Below are 21,409 nucleotides of genomic sequence, written 5' to 3'. Positions count from 1 at the left end.
CGTGCAGGATGCGCAGCACCGCGCCGCGGGACTGCGCCTCGCGCGCCGCCCAACGGGCCGCGGAGAGCGACTCGGCCCTGCTGTCCAGGCCCACGGTGACGATCGGCTTCATGGCCGTGCTCCGTTCTCGGCGCGGATCTCCCCGCCGGTTTGCGCCGCCGGTTCTCCCCCGCGACTGCCTCACGGGGCCCGGACACGGCCGGCCGCGGTCGCACCGCCGGTGCCGGAGGGAACCGGGCCGTACCGCATCCGATTCTGTGCGTGAGAGACATACCCCCGCAAACGCAGCAACTTCTTGACATGGACCTGATATCTTGTTCGCCCGCCTGCCGCTCGCCCGCTCCGGGCGCGCCCCGACGGCCCCCATCACCGCACCGGAAGGCTCACATGTCCCCCACACCCAGAAGGCTGACCCTGCTCGCCGCGATGTCGTGCCTGCTCCTCGGCCTCCTCGCACCTGCGTCCTCCGCCGGCACCCAGGCGGCGATCTGCAACAAGTACTGCGACGCCCGGGACCCCGCAGCGGCGACGAAGGACAGAACACCGGTCACCGCCTCGATCTACTCGCGCACCATCGCCCTGCATATCGATGACAACGATGTCATGGGGTGGGCTTCCATCGACAACGGCAACGCGGGTGACGAGGTCTGGCTGGACCGCTCGTTCGACGGCGGCAAGACCTGGTCGTCGGGCAGCAAGCTGGGCGACACCAGGACTCCTGCGGGATCGGGCGGCTGGCGCACCCAGATGTACAACGTCGACGACTGGAACACGGCCGGTGTCGGCGCGCTCCGGGCCTGCGGAAAGGCCGGCGACCGGGCCGAGATCGCCTGTACGCAGTGGGCGCGCACGGACTGGAACGCGGGCAGCAGGAGCACCGCGGCCGCGACCGCGCTGATGATGTCGTTCGACCGGAACACCGGCCTGTTCGGCGGCAACGGCTGGTGGACCAGCGCCAACGCGCTGACTGCCGTCATCGACAACATCCGCACCAGCGGCATGCCCAGCTACAAGTACGCCGTCTCCACCACCTACGACAAGAACATCGGCGCACAGGGCGGCAACTTCACCAACGACTATCTCGACGACACCGGCTGGTGGGGGCTGGCCTGGGTCGCCGCGTACGACATGACCGGCGACAGCCGTTACCTCAACACCGCACGCGCCGACGCCGACCACATGTTCGCCAACTGGACGGGCACCTGTGGGGGCGGTGTGCTGTGGAACGAGAACAAGACCTATAAGAACGCGATCACCAACGAGCTGTTCCTCCAGCTGAACGCCGCCCTGCACAACCGCATCCCCGGCGACTCCGCCTATCTGGACCGGGCGAAGAACGAGTGGTCGTGGTTCAGCGCAAGCGGCATGATCAACTCGGACCACATGATCAACGACGGTCTGACCGACGGCTGTTCCAACAACGGCCAGCAGACCTGGACGTACAACCAGGGTGTGATCCTCGGCGGACTGGCCGAACTCCACCGGGCGACCGGCGACAGTACGCTCCTCGACACCGCGCGGACCCTGGCCGACGCGTCATCGACCCGGCTGGAGACCGACGGTGTGCTGCGCGAGCCCGGCGAGTCCGACGGCTGCACGGGCGACGGGCCGTCGTTCAAGGGGGCCTACGTCCGGGGGCTCGGCACGCTCAACGGAGAGCTGTCCGACCACCCGTACAGCACCCCGCTGAACCGGTGGGCCGACGCCGCCCACAGCAAGGACCGCAACGCGCTCGACATGTACGGGCCGCACTGGAACGGCCCGTGGGCCGGCACGCCGGACTACGGCTGCCAGCAGAGCACACTCGACCTGCTCAACGCGGCCCCCGCAAGCTGAGAGCGGATCTGGCGGACCAGTTGCACCAGGTGGCACCGGCCAGGCGCAGGAAGATGTCCTCGCGCGTCTCGAAGTAGCGCAGCATCGCGGACACTGCGGGCGTGCAGGAAGTCGGCTCCGGCCATGGCCCCAACCTCACAGAACCAAGTTGCGTCAATACTGCTGGTACAGCCGGCTGTTGCAAGTTGCTGAATGGTCGTGTCACTGATGGCTTGGAACGCGCGGCGTCATGGGTTGTCCGACCGGGCCCGAGTGAGACGGATCATGGCACGGTAGAGGGCCGCGGGCGCGGGCACGTCCGGGAGCAGCGGAACAGGGGCGGTGGGGGTGGCGTAGGAGCGGGTCATGTGGACGACGAGGCGTCGCCAGGTGTCGGGGGCGGCGTCGCCGGTGGCGTTGATGACGCCGGCGTTGGCCATGAGCAGGATGACGAGGTCCTGGCTGGTGAAGTCGTCGCGCAGGTGGCCGGTGCCTTTGGCGCGGGTGATGAGTTCGAGGAACCCGTTGTACGCCTCGGTACGTCGGGCTTCGAGGGCTTTGGCGGCGGGGAAGGTCATGGTCAGGACGTCGGCGAAGCCGCGGTCGGCGGCCTGCATGGCGCACACGTCGTGGAGGTAGCCGGTGAAGCCGTGCCACGGGTCGGGGTCGTTCAAGGCGGTTTGGACGGCGCCTGCGTATGCGTCCATGCGGTCGGCGAAGACGGCGTTGACCAGGTCGTCGCGGGTGGTGAAGCGGCGGGAGAGGGTGGCTTTGCCGACACCTGCTTCGCGGGCGACGGAGGCCATGGAGACGCCGAGCCCTTCGGTGGCGAAGAGGCGGCGGGCGGCGGCAACGATGCGGTCGCGGTTGCGTTCGGCGTCTGCGCGCAGCCCTGCTTCGGGGGCGTGAGCGGGAGTCTCGACGGGGTCTGCGGTGCTGGCCATGCTTCCACCCTACCTATGTGGAACAACCTTCCCACTTCTGTTGTTACGCTGGGCACCAGTGAAAACGGGCAGGCCGTTCCACTTATGGGAAGGTGTTGTCATGCGTGCTGTCGCACTGAGCGAGGTCCCTGCCGCTCCGGTGGTTTCCGAGGTCGAAACTCCACGTCCCGAGGCGGGTGAGCTGCTGGTGAAGGTGGCGGTGTCGGCGGTGGACGGCTTCGACGCCGCGACCGTCGCCGGCTACCTGCAGCAGGTGATGGAGCACCGGTTCCCGCTGGTGGTCGGTAAGGACTTCGCGGGCACCGTCAACGCCGCCGACGGCGCGCTGCGCAAAACTGGGTGCTCACCCTGAACAAGGAGCTGGCCGACAGCGGCGTGTTCGCCGCGCACATCGCGATCAATGTATGGATCGGCGAGGGCGGGCCCGCCGGCATCCCGACCGCCACGCCCGAGCAGATCGCTCCCCTGTACTGGGAGCTGCACGAGGGCCGCGAGCGTGCCGAGGTCGTCTTCAATGCCTGAGCATCCCGCCCATTCCCGTAGTCGTACCGTGAAGGACCTGGTGCTGTGAACATCTTCCTGTGGGTCGTGCAGGCCGTCCTCGCCGTTGTGTTCGCGATGGCCGGTGTCATGAAGTCCACTCGGCCCAAGGTGAAGCTGGCCGACAAGCTGCCCTGGGTGAGCGACTTCTCCGTCGGCACCGTCCGGCTGATCGGCATCGTCGAACTCGCCGCAGCGCTCGGGCTGATCCTGCCTGCGGCGACCGGCATCGCCACCGTGCTCACTCCGCTCGCCGCCACCGGCCTGGCCGTCGTCATGGTGCTCGCCGCGATCGTCCACGCCCGCCGCAAGGAGCCGTCCGCGATCGGCTTCAACACCGTCCTGCTGATCCTGGCCGTCCTGGTGGCCTGGGGGCGCTTCGGCCCGTACAGCTTCTGACCGGCCCTGCCCCTTCTCACACGCTCGCCCTCCCCCATTCCCGCCAAGGAGACATGACGTGAAGATCCACGCGCTGGGCTACCTCGGGTTCGAATCCCCCCACTACGAGCAGTGGCTGGCCTTCGGCCCCGAGGTGTTCGGCCTGCAGATCGGTGAACGCGGCGACGATGGGACGGTGCATCTGCGGATGGACGACCGTCATCGCCGCCTGTCGGTCCACCCCGGCGAGGAGGAGCGCCTGGCCTACGTGGGCTGGGAGCTGTCGTGCAAGGCCGCCTTCACCGAGGCCGTCGCTGAGCTGGACGCCAAGGGCTGCAAGCCGCGCCTGGGCGATGCGGCGGAGCGTGCCGAGCGGCAGGTGCAGGGCCTGGCCCGCTTCGACGACCCCTTCGGTTTCCCGCACGAGATCTACTACGGGGCCACGTTCACTGCGGGTTCGTTCCTGCCGGGCAGGGCCATGGCCGGGAAGTTCGTCGCGGGCACCGAAGGGGTGGGGCACGTCGTGTTCGTCGTCCCCGAGATCACGCCCGAGCTGGAGGAGTTCACCACCGGCGTCCTCGGCCTGGAGCTGTTCGGCGGCTGGACGGCCACCACCCCCGACGGCAGCGTCTCGGGCCCGCAGTTCTACCGCTGCAACCCGCGCACCCACTGCCTGGGCTACGTCGGCGTGCCCGGCATGAAGGGCGTGCAGCACATCGCGATCGAGTCCACCCGACTGGACGACGTCGGCCGCGCCTGGGACCTGGTGCAGGAGCGTGACGACATACCCGTCACCGTCACCCTGGGCCGCCACATGTCCGACACTCTCATCAGCTTCTACATGCGCTCGCCCACCGGCTTCGATATCGAGTTCGGTGCGAACGGCGAACTGCTGACCGACGACTTCGTGCAGACCAATCCCTCCACCTCCGAGGCGTGGGGCCACAAGTTCGTCGCCGACGGCTGGGCCCCCACCGTCCGCCCTCTCACCCCCTGACCCCCACACCGGCAAGGAGCCACCTGTCATGCGTGTCACCGTCTTCGGCGCCACCGGCGGCATCGGCCGCCTCGTGGTCCAGGAACTGCTGGACGCCGGCCACCACGTCACTGCGCTGACCCGCAACCCCGGCAAGCTGAACCTCACCCACGACAACCTCACCCTGATCACCGGTCAGTTGTCCGACCGTACGGCCGTGCAGCAGGCCGTCGCCGGCGCGAACGCGGTCATCAGCGCACTGGGCCCCTCGCTGAAGCGGTCCACCAAGGGGACCCAGCTCGCCGACGGCACCCGCACGATCGTCGAGGTCATGGACGAGCAGAAGGTCAGCAGGTTCATCGGCCTGGCCACCCCTTCGCTCGCGGACCCGCGGGACAAGCCGCACTGGAAGCACAAGATGCTGCCCGTCATGGCCAAGTTGGCCTTCCCCCACGCGCTCACCGAGCTGACCGGCATGACGAACGCCGTCACCGGCTCCGACCTCGACTACACCATCGCCCGCATCACCAATCCCACCGATAAGCCCTCCACCGGCCATGTCCGCTCCGGGTTCCTGGGCCACGAGAAGGTCGGCTCCGCGATGAGCCGTTCGGACATCGCCGCCTTCCTCGTCTCCCAGCTCACCGACACCCGCTACCAGCGGTCCATGCCCGCCATCAGCAACTAGAACCAGGACCGGCCAGACATGCCCTTCGAACTCGGCGTCTACTCCCTCGGCAACACCCCGCGGCACGCGGACGGCGGCCGCGGCCCGACCGCCCAGGCCGTCCGCGACGCGCTGGAGGCCATCAACCTGGCTGGGCACCGGCGGCAGCCCCGAATCGGTCCACCGCGCCGTCGAACTCGGCCTGGCCATGTTCCTCGGCATCCTCGGCGGCCGTCGAACTCCTCGGGACCAAGGTCCTGCCCCAGGTTCGGGCCGAGCCGGCAAGGCCCTGATGAGCGGTCCTGCCACTTGGCCGGCAGCCCTCGCCAGGCTGCGGAGACGGACCCTGCCACCGCTGCCGGCGTTCAGTTGCCGCACGGGCATTCCTGGTCACGGCCGTTCCGGCGAGGCAGACCAGGGCTCCGATGACGTACGTGGAATCGGTCGGCCCGGCAGCCGTCGGCGACCACCTCCGGACGAGCGAAGTGGCGTCCGGCCGCGGAGCATCCGGGTCGCGGCGTGCGCTGCGCCGGCACTGAATCACCCTGGTCCGCCAGGCGGCCGCTGCGCGCTGCGGGCCCGATGGGCTGCGCTCTCGGCCATCGGGAGTACGCCGTCGTGAGCCGTACCCGCGCGTATCCCGGTCAGGTCATCGACGGATCGCCCTTGATGAGGGCGAACACCGCGCCGTCCGGGTCCTTGAGCAGGGCCAGCCGGCCGACGCCCGGAGCGTTGCTCGGCGGCATCAGGACCGAGGCCCCGCGCCCGGTGGCCGCGGCGAACGTCGCGTCGCAGTCGTCGACGCCGAAGTACGGGTGCCACTCCGACCCGGCCCCGGCCTCGACGTTCTCCTTCGGGAGCTGCATGATGCCACCGTGGCTGGTGTCGTCGCCCTCGTCGCCCTGCGCGGAGACGACGGTGTAGACCATGCCGTCCCCCATGGACATGTCCTGGTAGTCCCAGGAGAAGACCGAACGGTAGAAGGACTTCGCCGCCGCCACGTCCTTGGTGTGCAGCTCCACCCAGCACATCGTGTCCGGCTCCATGACGGTCTCCAGTCCCTGCACATCGCCCGGCTGCCAGACGGCGAACTCCGCGCCCGCCGGGTCGGTGAAGCCCGCCATACGGCCCGCGGTGAAGACGTCCATCGCGGGGAAGCGGACCGTTCCGCCGGCCTGCTCGACCGCGCGGCCGGTGGCGTCGGCGTCGGACGTGTGGAAGTAGACCGTCCACGCCGGGTCCGCGCCTTCGGCCGTCAGCGGGCCGACGGCCGCGACGGTTCTGCCGCCCTTCTGGAAGAAGCCGTAGCCGCCGCTGCCGGGGCCCGCCGACTGGAAGGTCCAGCCGAACACGCCGGTGTAGAAGGCGACGGCCGCGTCGATGTCAGGGGCGCCGAGGTCGAGCCAGTTCGGCGCACCAGGGACGTAGTGGGTCGTCAGCACGGGAGATCCTCCGGTGTACGTGGGGTGATGGGGCCGGCCGTCCACGGCCCGGGAATCCCTCCCGCCCCCGATGGGCAGGGCAGCCGCTGACTGTTCCCCATGCGTACCGGCGCTGCCGGGCCGCCGAAACAGGAACCCGCGCCAAGCCCTGCGGACGGCTCCCGGCACCCACCCGTACGGCCCAGCGCGGCCGGTCGCGCCCCCGGTCACCGGACCGGATCACTCGGACCGGAACGGCTCCGGACCAGCGGACAGTCCCTACCCGGCCTCCTGCGCCGGGCTCAGCCGGTACGCGTAGGTGTAGGTGCGCCCGGCGTGCAGCAGATACGCGTCGAGCGGCGGCGCGCCCCACGAGTCGTTGCCGCCGACGCCCGTCTGCCGGTGGTTGACCCCGAGCAGGGTCTCGTCGCGCCGCTTCAGCTCGTACGGATGCCTGGGGCCCTCCAGGTCGAACGGCGAATAGTGCAGCGCGCCGGTCTCCAGCATCGGTTCGCCTTCGGCCGGGTCGGCCCGCACGGTCAGCCCCGCGCCGGAGCGCTCCGTGAGCGACAGGGTGCGCACATCGGTCATGTTCCCGGTCTGTTCGGGACGGATGTAGGGCGCCACCTGTGCGTCGACGGTGGAGCGGTAACGTCCCACGAAGGCACCGGAGTTGCGGTCCCAGTAGTTCTCCTGCGGGCCGCGGCCGTACCAGTCGATGCGCTCGAAGCCCTGAGGCACCGTCAGAAGAGCCCCCACCAGCGGAAGATCGGGCAGCCCGTCAGCGGCCTTCAGGGTGTGCCTGACACGCACTTCCCCGTCGCCGCGTACGGTGAACTCGGTGGCCCAGGTGGACGTATTCGGCGCCGTGGGCAGGGTGCACTCCACCGCGATGGTGACCGCGCCCCGCGACGGCTGCGCCGCCTTCACCGATGTCACCGTGCGCTTGGTCCCGGCGTCCCGCCAGGTCCGCAGGGTGTTCTGGGCGCCCCGCCCGATGTCGTTGTCGGTCGGGCCTCGCCAGAAGTTCGGCACCGGGCCGCCCGACAGCAGGAGCCGGCCCTTCCAGCGGTAGGAGCTGAGCGTCCCGGTCGCCCGGTCGAGCACCACGTCCACCTGGCGACCGGTGACCCTGACGCTGCTGTCGCTCTCCTCCAGGGTGAGGGCGGGCAGCCCGTCGGGGTCCGGGTCGGCCGCCGCCGGAGTGTGCCAGTTCAGCGCGAACTGCTCGCCTGCCACCGTGTGTCCGGCCTGCGCCCAGCTGGTGTCCGAGGCCAGCACGAAGGAGAGGTTCAGCCAGTACTCGGCACCGGGCTCCGGGGTGCGCGGCTTGGTCCAAGGGATACGGACGGTCGCATCGCCGCCGGGGGCCGCCTTCGGCGGGGGCAGCGTGCCGTGCTGCGCGGTCCGTCCGTCGCAGGTCACCGTCCACCGCAGCTCGTAGGCGTCCAGGCCGCTGAACAGGTGCTTGTTCCGTACCGTCACCGTGCCCGCGCCGAGGTCGGCGGCGCTGATCCCCACCGGCTGGTAGACCTTCTTGAGCTCCAGGAGCCCGGGGTGCGGCGTGCGGTCCGCCGCCATCAGGCCGTTGCAGCAGAAGTTGGCGTCGGTGGGGTAGCCGGGGTGCCAGTCCCCGCCGTACGAGAGGTAGTTGTGCCGTGGGTCGCCCGGTACGGGCAGCCTGATCGCCTGGTCGACCCAGTCCCACACGAAGGCGCCGTGCAGATTCGGGTAGCGCTCGAAGACCTCCCAGTACTCCTTGAGGTTGCCGCTGCTGTTGCCCATCGCGTGGGCGTACTCGCAGAGGATGAAGGGTGTCTCACTGCCCGACTTTCCGTACGCCTCCACGTCGGCGGGCACGGTGTACATCTGGCTGTGCAGGTCCGCGACCGCGTTCATGCCTTCGTAGTGGACCGGACGGGAGCTGTCCCGTGCGTGGACCCAGTCGGCCATGGTCTGGAAGTTGGATCCCTGCCCTGCCTCGTTGCCCAGCGACCAGACGATCACGCTGGGGTGGTTCTTGTCCCGCTCGACCAGGGAGCGGAGCCGGTCCACACAGGCGCCGGTCCACTCGGGCAGTGAGGCGGGCACGGTGTCGCGCACCCCGTGCGACTCCAGGTTCGTCTCACCGATGACGTACAGGCCGTACTCGTCGCACAGTTCGAGCCAGCGGGGGTGGTTCGGGTAGTGCGAGGTGCGGACGGCGTTGATGTTGTGCTGTTTCATCAGCCGGATGTCCTGGATCATCCGGTCCTCGCGGATGGCCTGGCCGTGGTCGGGGTCGGTCTCGTGGCGGTTGGTGCCGCGGAACATGACCGGCTTGCCGTTGACGGTGAACTTGCCTGGCCCATGGGCGACTTCGCGGAATCCGAGGGTGGTGCGCTGGATGTCGACCACTCTGCCCCGGCCGTCGGTGAGGGTGACGACCAGGGTGTAGAGGTTCGGCTGCTCGGCCGACCAGAGTGCCGGGGCGCGGACGTCGGCGGTGAGCTGCACCTCGGCGTCCCCCTTGCCGGGTGTGGCCCGGCCGCGCAGCGGGCTGCCGACACGCCGCCCCCGGGCGTCGTGGAGCACGGCCTCGACGCTGTGTGCGCCGGCGGTGGCGCCGCCCCGGTTGCGTACGGTCGTGGTGACGGTCAGGGTCGCGTCGCGGTAGGCGTCGTCCAGTGCGGTCCGTACGAACAGGTCCTGCACATGGACCGGTGCGATCGCGTAGACATAGACGTCCCGGAAGATGCCGGACAGGTCGATCATGTCCTGGTCCTCCAGCCAGCTGCCGTCGGACCAGCGGTAGACCTCCACGGCGAGGCTGTTCTCACCGGCGTGCACATGGTCGGTGATGTCGAACTCGGCCGGGGTGTAGCTGTCCTCGCTGTAGCCGACGCGCTTGCCGTTGACCCAGACGAAGAACGCGGACTTGACGCCCTGGAAGGAGATCAGGGTGCGGCGGCCCGACCAGCCGCCGGGCACGGTGAAGGTGCGCCGGTAGGAGCCGACCGGGTTGAACTCGTGCGGGACATGGGGCGGTTCGGGCTTCTCGTAACCGGTCCACGGGTACTGGATGTTGAGGTAGATGGGCTCCTGGTAGCCCTCGATCTCCCAGTTCGACGGGACGGCGATGCGGTCCCAGCCGTGGTCGTCGTAGCCGGGGGCCTCGAACCCGGTCGGCCGTGCGTCGGGGTTCTTGGACCAGTGGAACCGCCAGGTTCCGTTCAGGGACCGGAAGTAGGGGGACTTCGCGAAGTCCCCGCGCAGCGCGTCGGACTCGGTCGCGTACGGCACCAGCCTGGCGCGGGCCTCTTCTCTGCCGATCTGGAAGACCTTCGGTTGCGCGTCCCACTCCGCGCCCGTCGCGCCCCCGGTCTCCGCGGCGTCCGCCGCGAAGGCGAGTTTCTGTGCGGAGAAGGCGGCCCAGCCCGCGAGGGCGGCCCCGGTGACCAGGACGGAACGTCGGCTTACTCGGCGTGCGCTCATACGGCAGCTCCGAACGTAAGAGAACAAGAACCGCCAGCATCAGACAGAAAAGCTCAACACACAAGACGGCGGACCCGCTTGGGCGCCCATGGCGCAGAGAAAGGACGCGGAGCGCGTCATGCCGCCGGTCCGCGTGGACCGGCGGCATGACGCGCTGTCAGCTCGTGCTCATTTCTTGCCGGGCAGCCACTTCTTCCAGATGTCCGGGTTCTGGTCCACCCAGCGCTTGGCCGCTTCGTCGGCCGACAGTCCCTGCGAGGCGATCATCGCGGAGACCTTGTTCTGGTCGTCCTTCGTCCACTTGAAGTTCTTCAGGAACGCCGCGGCGTCGCCACCGGTCTTGGTGAACTCGGTGTTGAAGTACTTCTGCAGGGGTGTCGAGGGATAGGCGCAGTCGATGGACTTCGGGTCCTTGACCCCCTTGTCCGCGCACTTCGCGGTGTACGGAGGGAGCTTGACCTCGGTCATCGGCACCTGGTTGAAGAGCCACTGCGGCTCGTACCAGTAGCTGAGGAAGGGCTTCTTCTCCTTGGCGAACTGCTGGATCTGGGTGATCTGCGCGGCCTCGGACCCCGCGAAGACCACGTCGTAGTCCAGCTTGAGGTTCTTCACCAGGGCCTTGTCGTTGGTGACATAGGACGGCGAGCCGTCCATGAGCTGGCCCTTGCTGCCGCTCTCCGCCGTACGCAGCTGACTCGCGTACTTGTTGAGGTTCTTCCAGTCGGTGACGTCCGGGTGTTTGTCCGCCCAGTACTTCGGTACGAACCAGCCGATGTGTCCGGTGACCCCCAGGTCGCCGCCCGCGGTGATCGTCTTCTTGTCCTTGACGTACCGCTTCTCCTGGTCGGGGTGGCCCCAGTCCTCCAGGATCGCGTCGACACGCCCCTGGCTGAGCGCGTCCCAGGCGGGGATCTCGTCCACCTGGACGGTGTCGACGCGGTAGCCGAGGCGGTGTTCGAGCAGATACTTGGCGACGGCCACGTTCGCCTGTGCGCCGACCCAGCTCTGCACGGAGAGCGTGACGGACTTGGCTCCCTTGGCCGCTGCGAACGGTGAGGACTGCTTGGTCATGTCGGCGGCTCCGCAGCCGCTGAGCGAGACCAGCAGGGCGCCGGACGCCAGGACGGCGAGTGCGGTGGTGGCGCGGCGTGCGCCACGGGTGCGGGTACGGGTCACGGCTCAGGCCCCCTTCCGGATGCGGCGTTCGGTGGGCTGGGTGACACGGTCGAGCATCAGGCCCAGGCAGACGATGGCCACCCCCGCGACGAGACCGATGGCGAGGTCGCCGGTGGCCAGGCCGGTGACGACGTCGTAGCCGAGGGCGCCGCCGCCCACCAGTCCGCCGATGATGACGACGGCGAGCACCAGCACCACGCCCTGGTTGACGGCGAGGAGCAGCGCCGGGCGGGCCAGCGGCAGCTGGACCTGGCGCAGGGTCTGCAGCCGGGTGGCGCCGAGCGACCTGGCGGCCTCCACCGCTGCCGGGTCGACCTGGCGCAGCCCCTGCGTGGTGATGCGGATGACGGCGGGCAGCGCGTAGACGACCGCCGCCGCTGCGGCCGGGGCGCGGCCCACGGCGAAGAGCGCGACCACCGGGATGAGGTAGACGAACTGCGGCATGGTCTGCATGACGTCGAGCACCGGACGCAGTACGGCTTCGGCGCGGCGGCTGCCCGCGGCGAGGATCCCGACGGCGAACCCGATGACCAGGGTGACGACCAGGGCGGCCAGGACCTGGGAGAGCGTGTCCATGGACGGCTTCCACATGCCGAGCACGCCGATGGCGCAGAGCGCCAGTACCGCCGTCAGCGCGGTCTGCCAGGTACCGATGAGCCAGGCCAGGGCGGCGACGATGAGCAGCGCGCCCCACCAGGGCAGGCCGGTCAGCCCGTCCCTGAGCGGGTCCAGGATCCAGGACGTGAAGTGCGCGGCCCAGTCGGCGGTGCCGCCGACGACGGGCACCCCGGAGTAGAGGTGGTCGACCATCCACTCCTTGAAGTCGTTGACCGGCCGTGCGATGGCCACGGTGGTTCCGGACGGCCAGAGCGTGGAGCCGGCCAGCCGGCCGGCCACCGCGATGACGGCGGTGCCGGCGGCCGCGAGGGCCCAGCCGCGCAGGCCGCGCAGGGCCACGGGTCCTGAGGGGTCACTGCCGAGTCTGGCTCCGGCCGCCGCGGTGGTGCGGTCCATGACGATGGCGAGCAGCACGATCGGGATGGCGGCGGCCAGCGCCCCTCCGACGTCCACGGACGCCAGCGCCTGGTAGACGCGGTCGCCGAGACCCGCGGCACCGATGAGTGAGGCGATGACGACCATCGAGAGCGCCATCATGATGGTCTGGTTGAGGCCGAGGAGCAGTTCCTTGCGGGCGAGCGGCAGCCGGGCGGTGACCAGCCGCTGGCGTGCGGTGGAGCCGAGTGAGGCGACGGCTTCCAGGACCCCGGCGTCGGCGCCGCGCAGCCCGAGCGCCGTGAGCCGGGCCATCGGCGGCGCCGCGTAGACGACGGTGGCGAGCAGGGCGGCCGGCACTCCGATGCCGAACACCAGGACCACGGGCAGCAGATACGCGAAGGCCGGCAGCACCTGCATGGTGTCGAGTACCGGGCGCAGGATGCGGAACAGCCGGTCGGAGAGACCGCCGGCCAGCCCGAGGACCGCTCCGACGACGGCGGACGCGATGACCGCGACCACCATCAGCGCGAGCGTCTGCATCGTCGGCACCCACATGTCCAGCACTCCGCTGACCAGGAAGGAGACCAGTGCGGTGACGGCGATACGCCATCCGGCCACCCGCCAGGCCACCAGGGTGACCGCGGCGGTGACCCCGGTCCAGCCGAGGGCGAGCAGCACGAGGTAGACGGCGCGTACGGCGATGACCACGGCGTTGCTCAGATAGCCGAGGAAGTACAGGAACACCGGGTGGGTGTCGCGGTTGTCGATGATCCAGTCGCTGACGTGGCCCAGCGGTGCCGAGACGTCCACGGTGAGGGCACCGGGCCACAGTCCGCTGTCCCAGACCGAGTTCGCGATCGGCACCAGGACCGCGGCGGCGACGGCGAGCACCAGGAGCTTGCCCGCGCCCCGGTGGAGCAGTGCGGCCCGGAGTCCGGCGGCCCTGCCGGGCGCGGTCTGGTTCTCGGTGCGGGCGGGGGTGGAGGTGGCGGCCGTCATGCGCGCCTCCGGGTGGGTGTGCCGGGCGGCCCGACGGGCGAGGGGTGTGGTGGCGTACGCATCAGGCGGCCACTCCGCTCTCGGCCGGGCTCTCGTCGATGCGGGCCACGACGGCGAGCAGACAGGCGTGGTCCACGACGCCCAGGCACCGCTCCCCCTCGACGACGCGCACCGCGGCGCCGGACCGGACGACGGTGTCGATGGCGTCGGATATGAGCGTGCCGGGCGGCACCGACTCGCCCTCGTCGGCCTCGCTGCCCTGTGCGGGGCGCATGGCGCGGCGGACCGTGAGGACCTGTTCGCGGGGCACGTCGCGGACGAAGTCCCGGACGTAGTCGTCGGCGGGCGAGCCGACGATCTCCTCGGGCGTGCCGAGCTGCACGATCCGGCCGTCCCGCATCAGGGCGATACGGTCGCCCAGGGTCAGCGCCTCGGACAGGTCGTGGGTGATGAAGACCATGGTGCGGCCCTCGTCCTTGTGCAGCCGGACGACCTCCTGCTGCATATCGCGCCTGATGAGCGGGTCGAGGGCGCTGAACGGCTCGTCGAAGAGCAGGACTTCGGGGTCAACGGCGAGTGCGCGGGCGAGCCCGACCCGCTGCTGCTGCCCGCCGGAGAGCTGGCTCGGGCGCCGGTTCTCCAGGCCGGTGAGGCCGACCTTCTCGATGAACTCGGCTGCCTTGGCCCGGCGTTCGGCCCGGCCCACGCCCTGGATCTCCAGCCCGTAGGCGACGTTGTCCAGGACGGTGCGGTGCGGCAGCAGGCCGAAGTGCTGGAAGACCATGGCGGCGCGGTGGCGGCGCAGTTCGCGCAGCTTGGTGCGGTCCATGGCGCGGACGTCCTCGCCGTCCATGGTGAGATCGCCGCTGGTGGGCTCGATGAGCCGGGTCAGACAGCGCACCAGTGTCGACTTGCCGGAGCCGGACAGCCCCATGACCACGAAGACCTCGCCCTCGTGGACGTCGAAGGAGACGTCGCGCACGGCGGCGGTGCAGCCGGTGCGCAGGCGCAGTTCCTCGCCGGTCAGCCCGGTCAGTGCGCTGTCGCCGGGTATCCGGTCGGCGCGGGGGCCGAAGACCTTCCAGAGGTTGCGTACGGAGAAGACGGTGCCGCGCTTCTCGTCCGCCGGCGCAGGTGCCGGCGGGGTGGCCGGTTCGCCGGCGGCGGGCGTGGTGGCTGTCATGCGGTACCTCCCTGGGCGGGGGTGGCGGCGAGCAGTTCGGCGCATTTCTCGCCGACCATGAGGACTCCGATCATGGGGTTGACCGAGGGCATCGTCGGGAAGACGGACGCGTCGGCGATACGGATGCCGGAGAGCCCGCGGATCCGCAGCTCGGGGTCGACCACGGCCAGGGCGTCGTCGGGGGCACCCATCCTGCAGGTGCCCGCCGGGTGGTAGACGGTGTGCGCCACCTTGCGGGCGTACTCGCTGATGTCCTCGTCGGACGTGACGTCGGGGCCGGGGCAGACCTCGCGCTTGAGCCAGTGGGCGAGCGGTTCGGTCTTCGCGATCTCGCGGGCGAGACGGATGCCGTCGACCAGGGTACGGCCGTCGTAGTCGTCCTCGTCGGTGAAGTACCGGAAGTCCAGGGCCGGTTTGACCTCGGGGTCGGCGCTGGTGAGGTAGAGACGGCCGCGGCTGCGCGGCTTGGGGATGTTGGGTGTCATCGACACACCGTGCTCGGGCTTCTCGTACCCCAGCCGCTCCGGGTTGTCGGTGAAGGGGATCTGGTAGAAGTGGAACATCAGGTCCGGGCCGCGCGATCCGGGGTCGCGGCGGACGAAGAGCCCGGCGTCGGAGTCCATCGCCGAGTTCTCCGGGATGGGGCCGTCGGTCTCCCAGACGATGACGGACTCGGGGTGGTCGAGGAGGTTCTCGCCGACGCCCGGCAGGTCGTGCACGACGGGGATGCCGAGTGCTTCCAGGTCCTGCTTCGGACCGATGCCCGACAGCATCAGCAGCCGCGGGGTGTCCACCGCACCCGCGCAGACCAGCACTTCGCGCCCGGCCCGCAGGAGGACCTCTTCGCCTTCCTTGGTGCGGACGTGCACGCCGGTGGCGCGGCTGCCGTCCAGTTCGAGGCGGTGCGCCCAGGTCTCCAGCATGATCGTGAGGTTGGGCCGGTCGCCCGCCTCGATGTGCGGGTGGAGGTAGGCCACCGACGCCGATGAGCGCTTGTTGTTCTCCGGGTGGTAGGCGAGGTCGAAGAAGCCGACCCCCTCGTGGAACGGCTTCTTGTTGAAGCCCTCCACGCGCGGGACGCCCGCCGCCTGCTGGGCCGCGGCCACGAAGTCGCTGGCGATGGCGTTGCGGTCCTTCTCGTCCACCGCGACGATGTTGTTGCGGAGCTTGGAGAAGTACGGGTCCATGGACTTCGCGTCCCAGCCGGCCGCGCCGTGCTCGGACCACTCGTCCCAGTCGCCGGGCAGCGGCTTGAACGAGATCAGGGTGTTGTGCGAGGAGCAGCCGCCGAGCACCTTGGCGCGGCTGTGCAGAATGTGCGAATTGCCGCGCGGCTGCTCGGTGGTGGGGTACGCGTAGTCCAGGTCGCCGCCGAGCAGGCCGAGCCAGCGGCGGAGGGTGAGGACGTCGTCGCGGTCGATGTCGGTCGGGCCGCCCTCGACGACGACGACGCTGACGGCGGGATCCTCGGTGAGCCGGGAGGCGATCACCGAACCCGCGGTGCCACCGCCGACGATGACGTAGTCGGCGGTGACCGTGGAGATCTCCGGAGGCATGGGCCATTGCTCCTTCTGCAAAGTGCTGACGGGCTTACGTGTTACGGGAACAGACGGGCGGTCAGCCCGCGAACCAGCGGACCGGTTCGGGCCGGAGGTTCTCGTAGATGTGCTTGGACTCGCGGTACTCGTCCAGGCCGGCGGGGCCCAGCTCGCGGCCGATGCCGGACTTGCCGAAGCCGCCCCACTCCGCCTGCGGCAGGTAGGGGTGGTAGTCGTTGATCCAGACGGTGCCGTGCCGCAGCCGGGCGGCGACCCGGCGCGCGCGGGCGGTGTCGGCCGACCAGACGGCGCCGGCCAGCCCGTACTCGGTGTCGTTGGCCAGTGTCACCGCCTCCTCCTCGTCGCGGAAGGTCTCGACGGTCAGGATCGGGCCGAAGGTCTCCTCACGTACGACCTTCATGGTGCGGTCGCAGCCGTCCAGGACGGTGGGCGCGTAGAAGTAGCCGGTGGCGGGCCGGTCGTCGGACGGCTCGGGCCGCTTTCCGCCGCAGCGCAGCTGGGCCCCTTCGGCGAGTGCGGACGCCACGTACGCCTCGACCTTGTCCAGCTGCTGCTGGGAGACCAGCGGCCCGCACTCGACGCCGTCGGCGGTGCCGCGGCCCAGCCTGATCCGCTCGGCGCGGCGGGCCAGTTCGGCGACGAAGCGGTCCCGGACCGACTCCTCGATGATGAGCCTGGCACCGGCCGAGCAGACCTGGCCGCTGTGGATGAAGGCGGCGTTCAGCGCCTGGTCGACGGCGGTGTCGAAGCCCTCCTCGGTGGCGCAGGCGTCGGCGAAGACGACGTTGGGGTTCTTGCCGCCCAGCTCCAGGGCGACCTTCTTGGCTCCGGCGACGGCCGCGCTCGCGGCCTTGGTGCCGCTGGCGAGACCGCCGGTGAAGGAGAACAGGTCGACCTGCGGGTGTTCGGCCAGCCGTGCCCCCACGGGCACACCGGGGCCGGTGACGATATTGGCCACTCCGGCGGGCAGACCGGCCTCCGTCAGGAGCTTCACCAGGTGGACGGTGGAGAGCGGGGTGACCTCGCTGGGCTTGACGACGAAGGTGTTGCCCGCGGCGAGGGCCGGTGCGATCTTCCAGCTGGCCTGCAGCAGCGGGTAGTTCCAGGGGGTGATCAGCGCGCAGACGCCGACCGGCTCGTGCACGACGACGCTGTGCACATCGGGCGAACCGGCGTCCACGACGCGGCCGCCGCTCTCGTTCATCACCAGATCGGCGAAGTACCGGAAGGCGTTGGTGACATCGTCGACGTCGACCCGGCCCTCCTCCAGGGTCTTGCCGGTGTCGCGGCTCTCGATGAGCGCGATCTCCTCGCGGTCGCGCTGGAGCAGCCCGGCGACCCGGCGCAGCAGCGCGGCGCGTTCGGCCACCGGTGTGCGCGGCCAGTCGCCGCGGCCACCCGCGAAAGCGGTGTGCGCGGCCAGTACGGCGGCGTCCGCGTCCTGCGCGCCGCCTTCGGCCACGCTCTGCAGGGGCTTCGCGTCGGCGGGGTCGAGGACCTCCCGTGTGGCGCCGGATGCGGCGCCCCGCCACATCCCGTCTACATGAATGGTCTCGCTTGCCGACACGTGTGTTCTGCCTTTCCTCACTGAACTGATGCCACTGGTTCACACCAGCGGTCTGGTCACCTCCCCGATTGGCCTTTACCTATGCCTGAACATCAACAGAAAGTGATCCGCTTCACTCACCGTGCCTGAATATCCGCGTCCGGTGCGGTCAGGAGCTGAACCCGGCCCGTCCGCCGGAGACCACTGGGCGGCCGCCGCCGAGGAGTTCGAAGCGCAGCTCAGCGGAGGACGCCGCGGGCTCCGCACCGGGCCCGGAGAGCCGCGTCCCCCCGGGCTTCCAGGCACGCGCCGTGAGACGGTCCCCGGGGAACACCGGGGCGGCGAACCGGCCTTCGAGCCGGACCAGATCGGCCGGGTGGGCGCCCACGGCCCGCGCCAGGGGCAGCGTCGCCGCCGCCATCGAGCACAGGCCGTGCAGGAACGGCCGCGGCTGTCCGGCGGCCCGTGCGGCCTCCGGGTCGATGTGCATGGCGTGGCGGTCACCGAGCAGCCGGTACAGCGCCGCCTGGTTGGGGGCGGTCGCCACTTCGGCCTGGTGGTACGGCGGTTCGGCCGGGGCGGTCGGCGCGGACGGACCGCGTTCACCGCCGAAACCACCACAACCCGGGGCGAAGAGTGACCAGGTGGCCACCGCGCATTCGCTGACCACCACGACCTCGAAGACCGCGGCTGTTCCCTTGTCCCACACCTCGCCCACGTACGCCCGCATGGACAGCTTTCCCGAGCGCGGCAGCGGGGACCTCACCTGGAGCCGCTGGGCGCCGTGGACCGCGGTACGGATGTCGAACGCGCCCAGCGAGCCGAGCGCGTCGGGAGCCCACTGGGCGAGGGCGAGCGCGAACGTCGGCAGCACCCGCAGGCGTTCCTCGAAGACCAGGTCCAGATCGGTGGCGTCGGCGCCGACCGCGAGGGCGTAGAGGATCGCGTCGCGCTCGTCGTAACCGACGGTGCGCTCCCCCAGCTCACGGCCGCGCCAGGCACCCGCCGGGGTGCGCGTGGGCGCGCTCACGATGCGTCTCCCGGTACGGCTGCGCACTGCCCGGCCGGGGCCGGGCTCTCCCGCCCGATGCCGTACGCCGGTGGTGTCGATGTCGGGTCATACACGGCGGTCAGCTCCTGTCCAGGGCCGTCTTGAGTACTTTGCCCACGGCGTTGCGCGGGAACCGGTCGAGCACCACGACCTCGCGCGGAACCTTGAAGTTCGCCAGCCGCTCCCGGCAGAAGGCGATCACCTCCGCGGGATCGGGGTGTTCGCCCGGCCGGGCGGTGACGTAGGCGCGGCCCACCTCGCCCAGCCTCGGATCCGGTATCCCGACGACCGCCGCCTCGGAGATCTGCCCGTGCCGCGCGAGCAGTTGCTCGATCTCGGCCGGGTAGACGTTGAAGCCGCCGACCAGGAACATGTCCTTCAGCCGGCCGGTGACGGTGAGGTTGCCGTGCTCGTCGAGGCGTCCGACGTCCCCGGTGTGGAGCCGGCCCCGGGCGTCGATCGCCTCGGCGGTCGCGGCGGGGTCCTCGAAGTAGCCGCGCATCACGTTGTAGCCGCCGAGCACGATCTCGCCGTTCTCGCCCGGCCCGAGCCGGTTGCCCGCCGCGTCGAGAACACAGAGGTCGACGCCGTCGACGGCCCGGCCGGAGGTCTCGGCGACGGTCCGGGTGTCGTCGTCGGCCGTGCACATGGAGACCATGCCGCACGACTCGGTGAGCCCGTACGCGGTGAGCACGGTCAGCCGCAGCTCCTCCCGCATCCGCTCGACCAGCGCGACGGGCACCACGGAAGCGCCGGTGACGGCGAGCCGCAGGGACGAGGTGTCGTAGTCGTGGCGGTCGGGGTGGTCGAGGATCGAGGTGTAGATGGCGGGCGGACCGGGCAGCACGGTCACCTGTTCCTCGCTCACCAGCCGCAGTGTCTCCCGTACGTCGAAGACCGGCTGGAGGACCATCGTCGCGGCCCGGCGCAGGCAGGCGATGACCCCGGCCTTGTACCCGAAGGTGTGGAAGAGGGGGTTGACGACGAGATAGCGGTCGCCGTGGCGCAGCCCGGCCCGGCGCGCCCATGCCTCGTACGCCCGGATGTTCTGGCCGTGCATGGTCAGTGCTCCCTTGGGCCTGCCGGTGGTGCCCGAGGTGAAGAACATGTCGCAGTCGTCGTCTTCACCGACCTCGGCGGCCCGTGCGTCGGCTGCCTCGTCGGACACCGGCCCGCCCGCGGCCAGGAACTCCTGCCAGCTGCGGGTGCCGTCGGCCGCGTCGCCCCCGAGCAGCACCACGTCGAGCAGAGCGGGCAGCGCGGGGACCGGGCCGGTGCCGGAGTCCGCGTCGGCGGGCAGGTCGCGCAGGTAGCCGAGGTAGTCGTGGCCCAGGAAACCGTTGTCCACGAACAGGGTCCTGGCCCCGCTCCTGGCCAGCAGCCAGCCGGCCTCCTCGCCCTTGTAGCGGGTGTTGACCGGTACCAGCACGGCTCCCGCGCCGAGCGCGCCGAGCGCGGCGACCACCCAGCGGTGCCCGTTGGGCGCCCAGACCGCCACCCGGTCACCGGGGACGACACCGGACGCCATCGCGGCGGCGGTGGCGCGCCGGACCCGCAGGGCCAGTTCGCCGTAGGTCAGACGTGTCGCGCCGTCGACGAGCGCCTCGGTGTCCGGGTGGCGCCGCGCGGTGTGCGCCAGCACGCCGGGAACGGTGCGGACCGGTTGGTCCTGCGTCATGGAGACCCCTCGTCCGTCGGAATTCTCTTGGATCCAGTGCACTCTAGTTCACCTACCTAACGCTTGGTAGGTTGATCTCGCACCAGCTCCCGGCCGCCTGTGGCGCGGCCGGGCCCGGACGGCACGGAGGCGGCTATGACCATCAGCAACCCGGCGGACTTCACTGGACGGGCAGTCGTCGTCACGGGCGGCACCAAGGGCATCGGATTCGCGATCGCCGAGGCGTTCCTCGGCGCGGGCGCCGATGTCCTCGTGTGCGGCCGCGGTGAACCGGATTCCCTGCCCGCGGCGGGCGGGCGCACCGCGGCCTTCCTCGCGGCGGACGTACGCGACCCCGCAGCTGCGGCCGGCCTCATCGAGCACGCGGCAGCCCGGTTCGGCCGGCTCGACACGCTCGTCAACAACGCGGGCGGCTCGCCCGACTCGGACGCCGCGACCGTCTCACCGCGGTTCGTCGAGCGGATCGTCGCGCTCAATCTCCTGGCCCCCTTCTACACGGCCCAGGCCGCCAACCGTGTCATGCGGACGCAGGAAGAGGGCGGCTCCGTCGTGAACATCGGCAGTGTCTCGGGACACGATCCGCAGCCCGGCACGGCCGCCTACTCGGCCGCGAAGGCCGGGCTGCTGGGCCTGACCCGCGCCCTGGCGCTGGAGTGGGCGCCGCTGGTCCGCGTCAACCACATCACGACCGGTCTGATCCGCACCGCGAACGCGGCGGCCGTGTACGGCAGCGACGGGGGCGCGGCGGTGGCGCGGACCATCCCGATGGAGCGGATGGCCGTGCCGTCCGACGTGGCCCACGCCTGCCTGTATCTGGCCGGACCCCATGCGTCGTACGTGAACGGCGCCGACCTCGCGGTGCACGGCGGCGGCGACGTCCCGGGCCGCTACCTGGCAGCACGCTCCGGCGAGGCGACAGCCGGCCCGACGGGCTGACGGCCCGACGGGCACGGGCTGACGGGCTGACGGGCTGACGGGCTGACAGGGCACCGGGCGGCTCGGCGGC

18 protein-coding genes are annotated in these 21,409 nt (G+C 70.5%); 7 read left to right on the top strand and 11 right to left on the bottom strand.

Translation table 11 applies throughout. The features are described 5' to 3' along the window. Positions 1 to 112, bottom strand: a 112-nt coding sequence (locus G3I19_RS37600; protein WP_164265262.1) for a universal stress protein, incomplete at its 3' end; no start/stop codon positions are given. A gap of 314 nt (positions 113 to 426) precedes the next feature. Here G3I19_RS37600 and G3I19_RS21245 point away from each other — a divergent pair. Then, complete coding sequence (locus tag G3I19_RS21245; RefSeq protein WP_164265265.1) at positions 427 to 1,836, top strand: glycoside hydrolase family 76 protein; 1,410 nt, start codon at positions 427 to 429, stop codon at positions 1,834 to 1,836. A 227-nt stretch (positions 1,837 to 2,063) separates the two neighbouring features. On the opposite strand, the gene G3I19_RS21240 is transcribed toward G3I19_RS21245, so the two are convergent. Then, positions 2,064 to 2,759 carry a TetR/AcrR family transcriptional regulator gene (locus G3I19_RS21240; RefSeq protein WP_164265261.1) on the bottom strand — a complete coding sequence of 232 codons (696 nt, stop codon included), beginning with the start codon at positions 2,757 to 2,759 and terminating at the stop codon, positions 2,064 to 2,066. A gap of 100 nt (positions 2,760 to 2,859) precedes the next feature. Between G3I19_RS21240 and G3I19_RS21235 the strand changes: the two genes are divergently transcribed. From G3I19_RS21235 to G3I19_RS21215, 5 genes are read left to right on the top strand one after another with little or no spacing between them, the layout of a single operon-like run. Then, positions 2,860 to 3,111, top strand: coding sequence for an alcohol dehydrogenase catalytic domain-containing protein (locus tag G3I19_RS21235; protein WP_164265260.1), 252 nt, complete (start codon positions 2,860 to 2,862; stop codon positions 3,109 to 3,111). Beyond that, positions 3,099 to 3,281 (top strand): hypothetical protein, encoded by a 183-nt coding sequence (locus G3I19_RS21230; protein ID WP_203599840.1) that lies wholly within the window; start codon positions 3,099 to 3,101, stop codon positions 3,279 to 3,281. The genes G3I19_RS21235 and G3I19_RS21230 overlap by 13 nt, the downstream gene beginning before the upstream one ends. A 45-nt stretch (positions 3,282 to 3,326) precedes the next feature. Next, a complete protein-coding gene (locus G3I19_RS21225) occupies positions 3,327 to 3,698 on the top strand; it encodes a DoxX family protein (protein ID WP_164265259.1) in 372 nt (123 codons plus the stop codon). Between the two features lie 58 nt (positions 3,699 to 3,756). Next, positions 3,757 to 4,674: a VOC family protein gene (locus tag G3I19_RS38320; protein WP_164265258.1), complete on the top strand. Its 918-nt coding sequence runs from the start codon at positions 3,757 to 3,759 to the stop codon at positions 4,672 to 4,674. A 28-nt stretch (positions 4,675 to 4,702) separates the two neighbouring features. Next, positions 4,703 to 5,341: an NAD(P)H-binding protein gene (locus G3I19_RS21215; protein WP_164265257.1), complete on the top strand. Its 639-nt coding sequence runs from the start codon at positions 4,703 to 4,705 to the stop codon at positions 5,339 to 5,341. Between the two features lie 623 nt (positions 5,342 to 5,964). On the opposite strand, the gene G3I19_RS21210 is transcribed toward G3I19_RS21215, so the two are convergent. The 9 genes from G3I19_RS21210 to G3I19_RS21170 form a co-directional block, all read right to left on the bottom strand. Then, on the bottom strand, positions 5,965 to 6,762 hold the full coding sequence (locus G3I19_RS21210) for a VOC family protein (RefSeq protein WP_164265256.1): 798 nt from the start codon (positions 6,760 to 6,762) through the stop codon (positions 5,965 to 5,967). 258 nt (positions 6,763 to 7,020) lie between these two features. Further along, positions 7,021 to 10,215 carry a glycoside hydrolase family 2 TIM barrel-domain containing protein gene (locus tag G3I19_RS21205; protein WP_164265255.1) on the bottom strand — a complete coding sequence of 1,065 codons (3,195 nt, stop codon included), beginning with the start codon at positions 10,213 to 10,215 and terminating at the stop codon, positions 7,021 to 7,023. A gap of 168 nt (positions 10,216 to 10,383) precedes the next feature. Beyond that, positions 10,384 to 11,337 (bottom strand): ABC transporter substrate-binding protein, encoded by a 954-nt coding sequence (locus G3I19_RS21200; protein ID WP_239074643.1) that lies wholly within the window; start codon positions 11,335 to 11,337, stop codon positions 10,384 to 10,386. 57 nt (positions 11,338 to 11,394) lie between these two features. Further along, positions 11,395 to 13,386, bottom strand: coding sequence for an ABC transporter permease subunit (locus tag G3I19_RS21195; protein WP_164265254.1), 1,992 nt, complete (start codon positions 13,384 to 13,386; stop codon positions 11,395 to 11,397). A gap of 61 nt (positions 13,387 to 13,447) precedes the next feature. Then, complete coding sequence (locus G3I19_RS21190; RefSeq protein ID WP_164265253.1) at positions 13,448 to 14,569, bottom strand: glycine betaine/L-proline ABC transporter ATP-binding protein; 1,122 nt, start codon at positions 14,567 to 14,569, stop codon at positions 13,448 to 13,450. Beyond that, positions 14,566 to 16,125 carry a GMC oxidoreductase gene (locus tag G3I19_RS21185; RefSeq protein ID WP_164265252.1) on the bottom strand — a complete coding sequence of 520 codons (1,560 nt, stop codon included), beginning with the start codon at positions 16,123 to 16,125 and terminating at the stop codon, positions 14,566 to 14,568. The genes G3I19_RS21190 and G3I19_RS21185 overlap by 4 nt, the downstream gene beginning before the upstream one ends. 61 nt (positions 16,126 to 16,186) lie before the next feature. Next, the gene (locus tag G3I19_RS21180) at positions 16,187 to 17,662 is read right to left on the bottom strand and encodes an aldehyde dehydrogenase family protein (RefSeq protein WP_164265263.1); all 1,476 of its coding nucleotides are present in this window, start codon (positions 17,660 to 17,662) and stop codon (positions 16,187 to 16,189) included. Positions 17,663 to 17,843: 181 nt separating this feature from the next. Then, on the bottom strand, positions 17,844 to 18,704 hold the full coding sequence (locus G3I19_RS21175; RefSeq protein WP_164265251.1) for a MaoC/PaaZ C-terminal domain-containing protein: 861 nt from the start codon (positions 18,702 to 18,704) through the stop codon (positions 17,844 to 17,846). 100 nt (positions 18,705 to 18,804) lie between these two features. Then, the gene (locus G3I19_RS21170) at positions 18,805 to 20,403 is read right to left on the bottom strand and encodes a FadD3 family acyl-CoA ligase (protein WP_164265250.1); all 1,599 of its coding nucleotides are present in this window, start codon (positions 20,401 to 20,403) and stop codon (positions 18,805 to 18,807) included. Between the two features lie 135 nt (positions 20,404 to 20,538). Between G3I19_RS21170 and G3I19_RS21165 the strand changes: the two genes are divergently transcribed. Continuing rightward, positions 20,539 to 21,339: an SDR family oxidoreductase gene (locus tag G3I19_RS21165; protein WP_164265249.1), complete on the top strand. Its 801-nt coding sequence runs from the start codon at positions 20,539 to 20,541 to the stop codon at positions 21,337 to 21,339. Positions 21,340 to 21,409: the final 70 nt, after the last annotated feature.

Origin of the sequence: Streptomyces sp. SID10853, assembly GCF_010548145.1 — a bacterium.
Lineage (GTDB): Bacteria > Actinomycetota > Actinomycetes > Streptomycetales > Streptomycetaceae > Streptomyces.
Note: the sequence above shows the minus strand (reverse complement) of the source record. Positions and strands in the feature narration are given on the sequence as shown.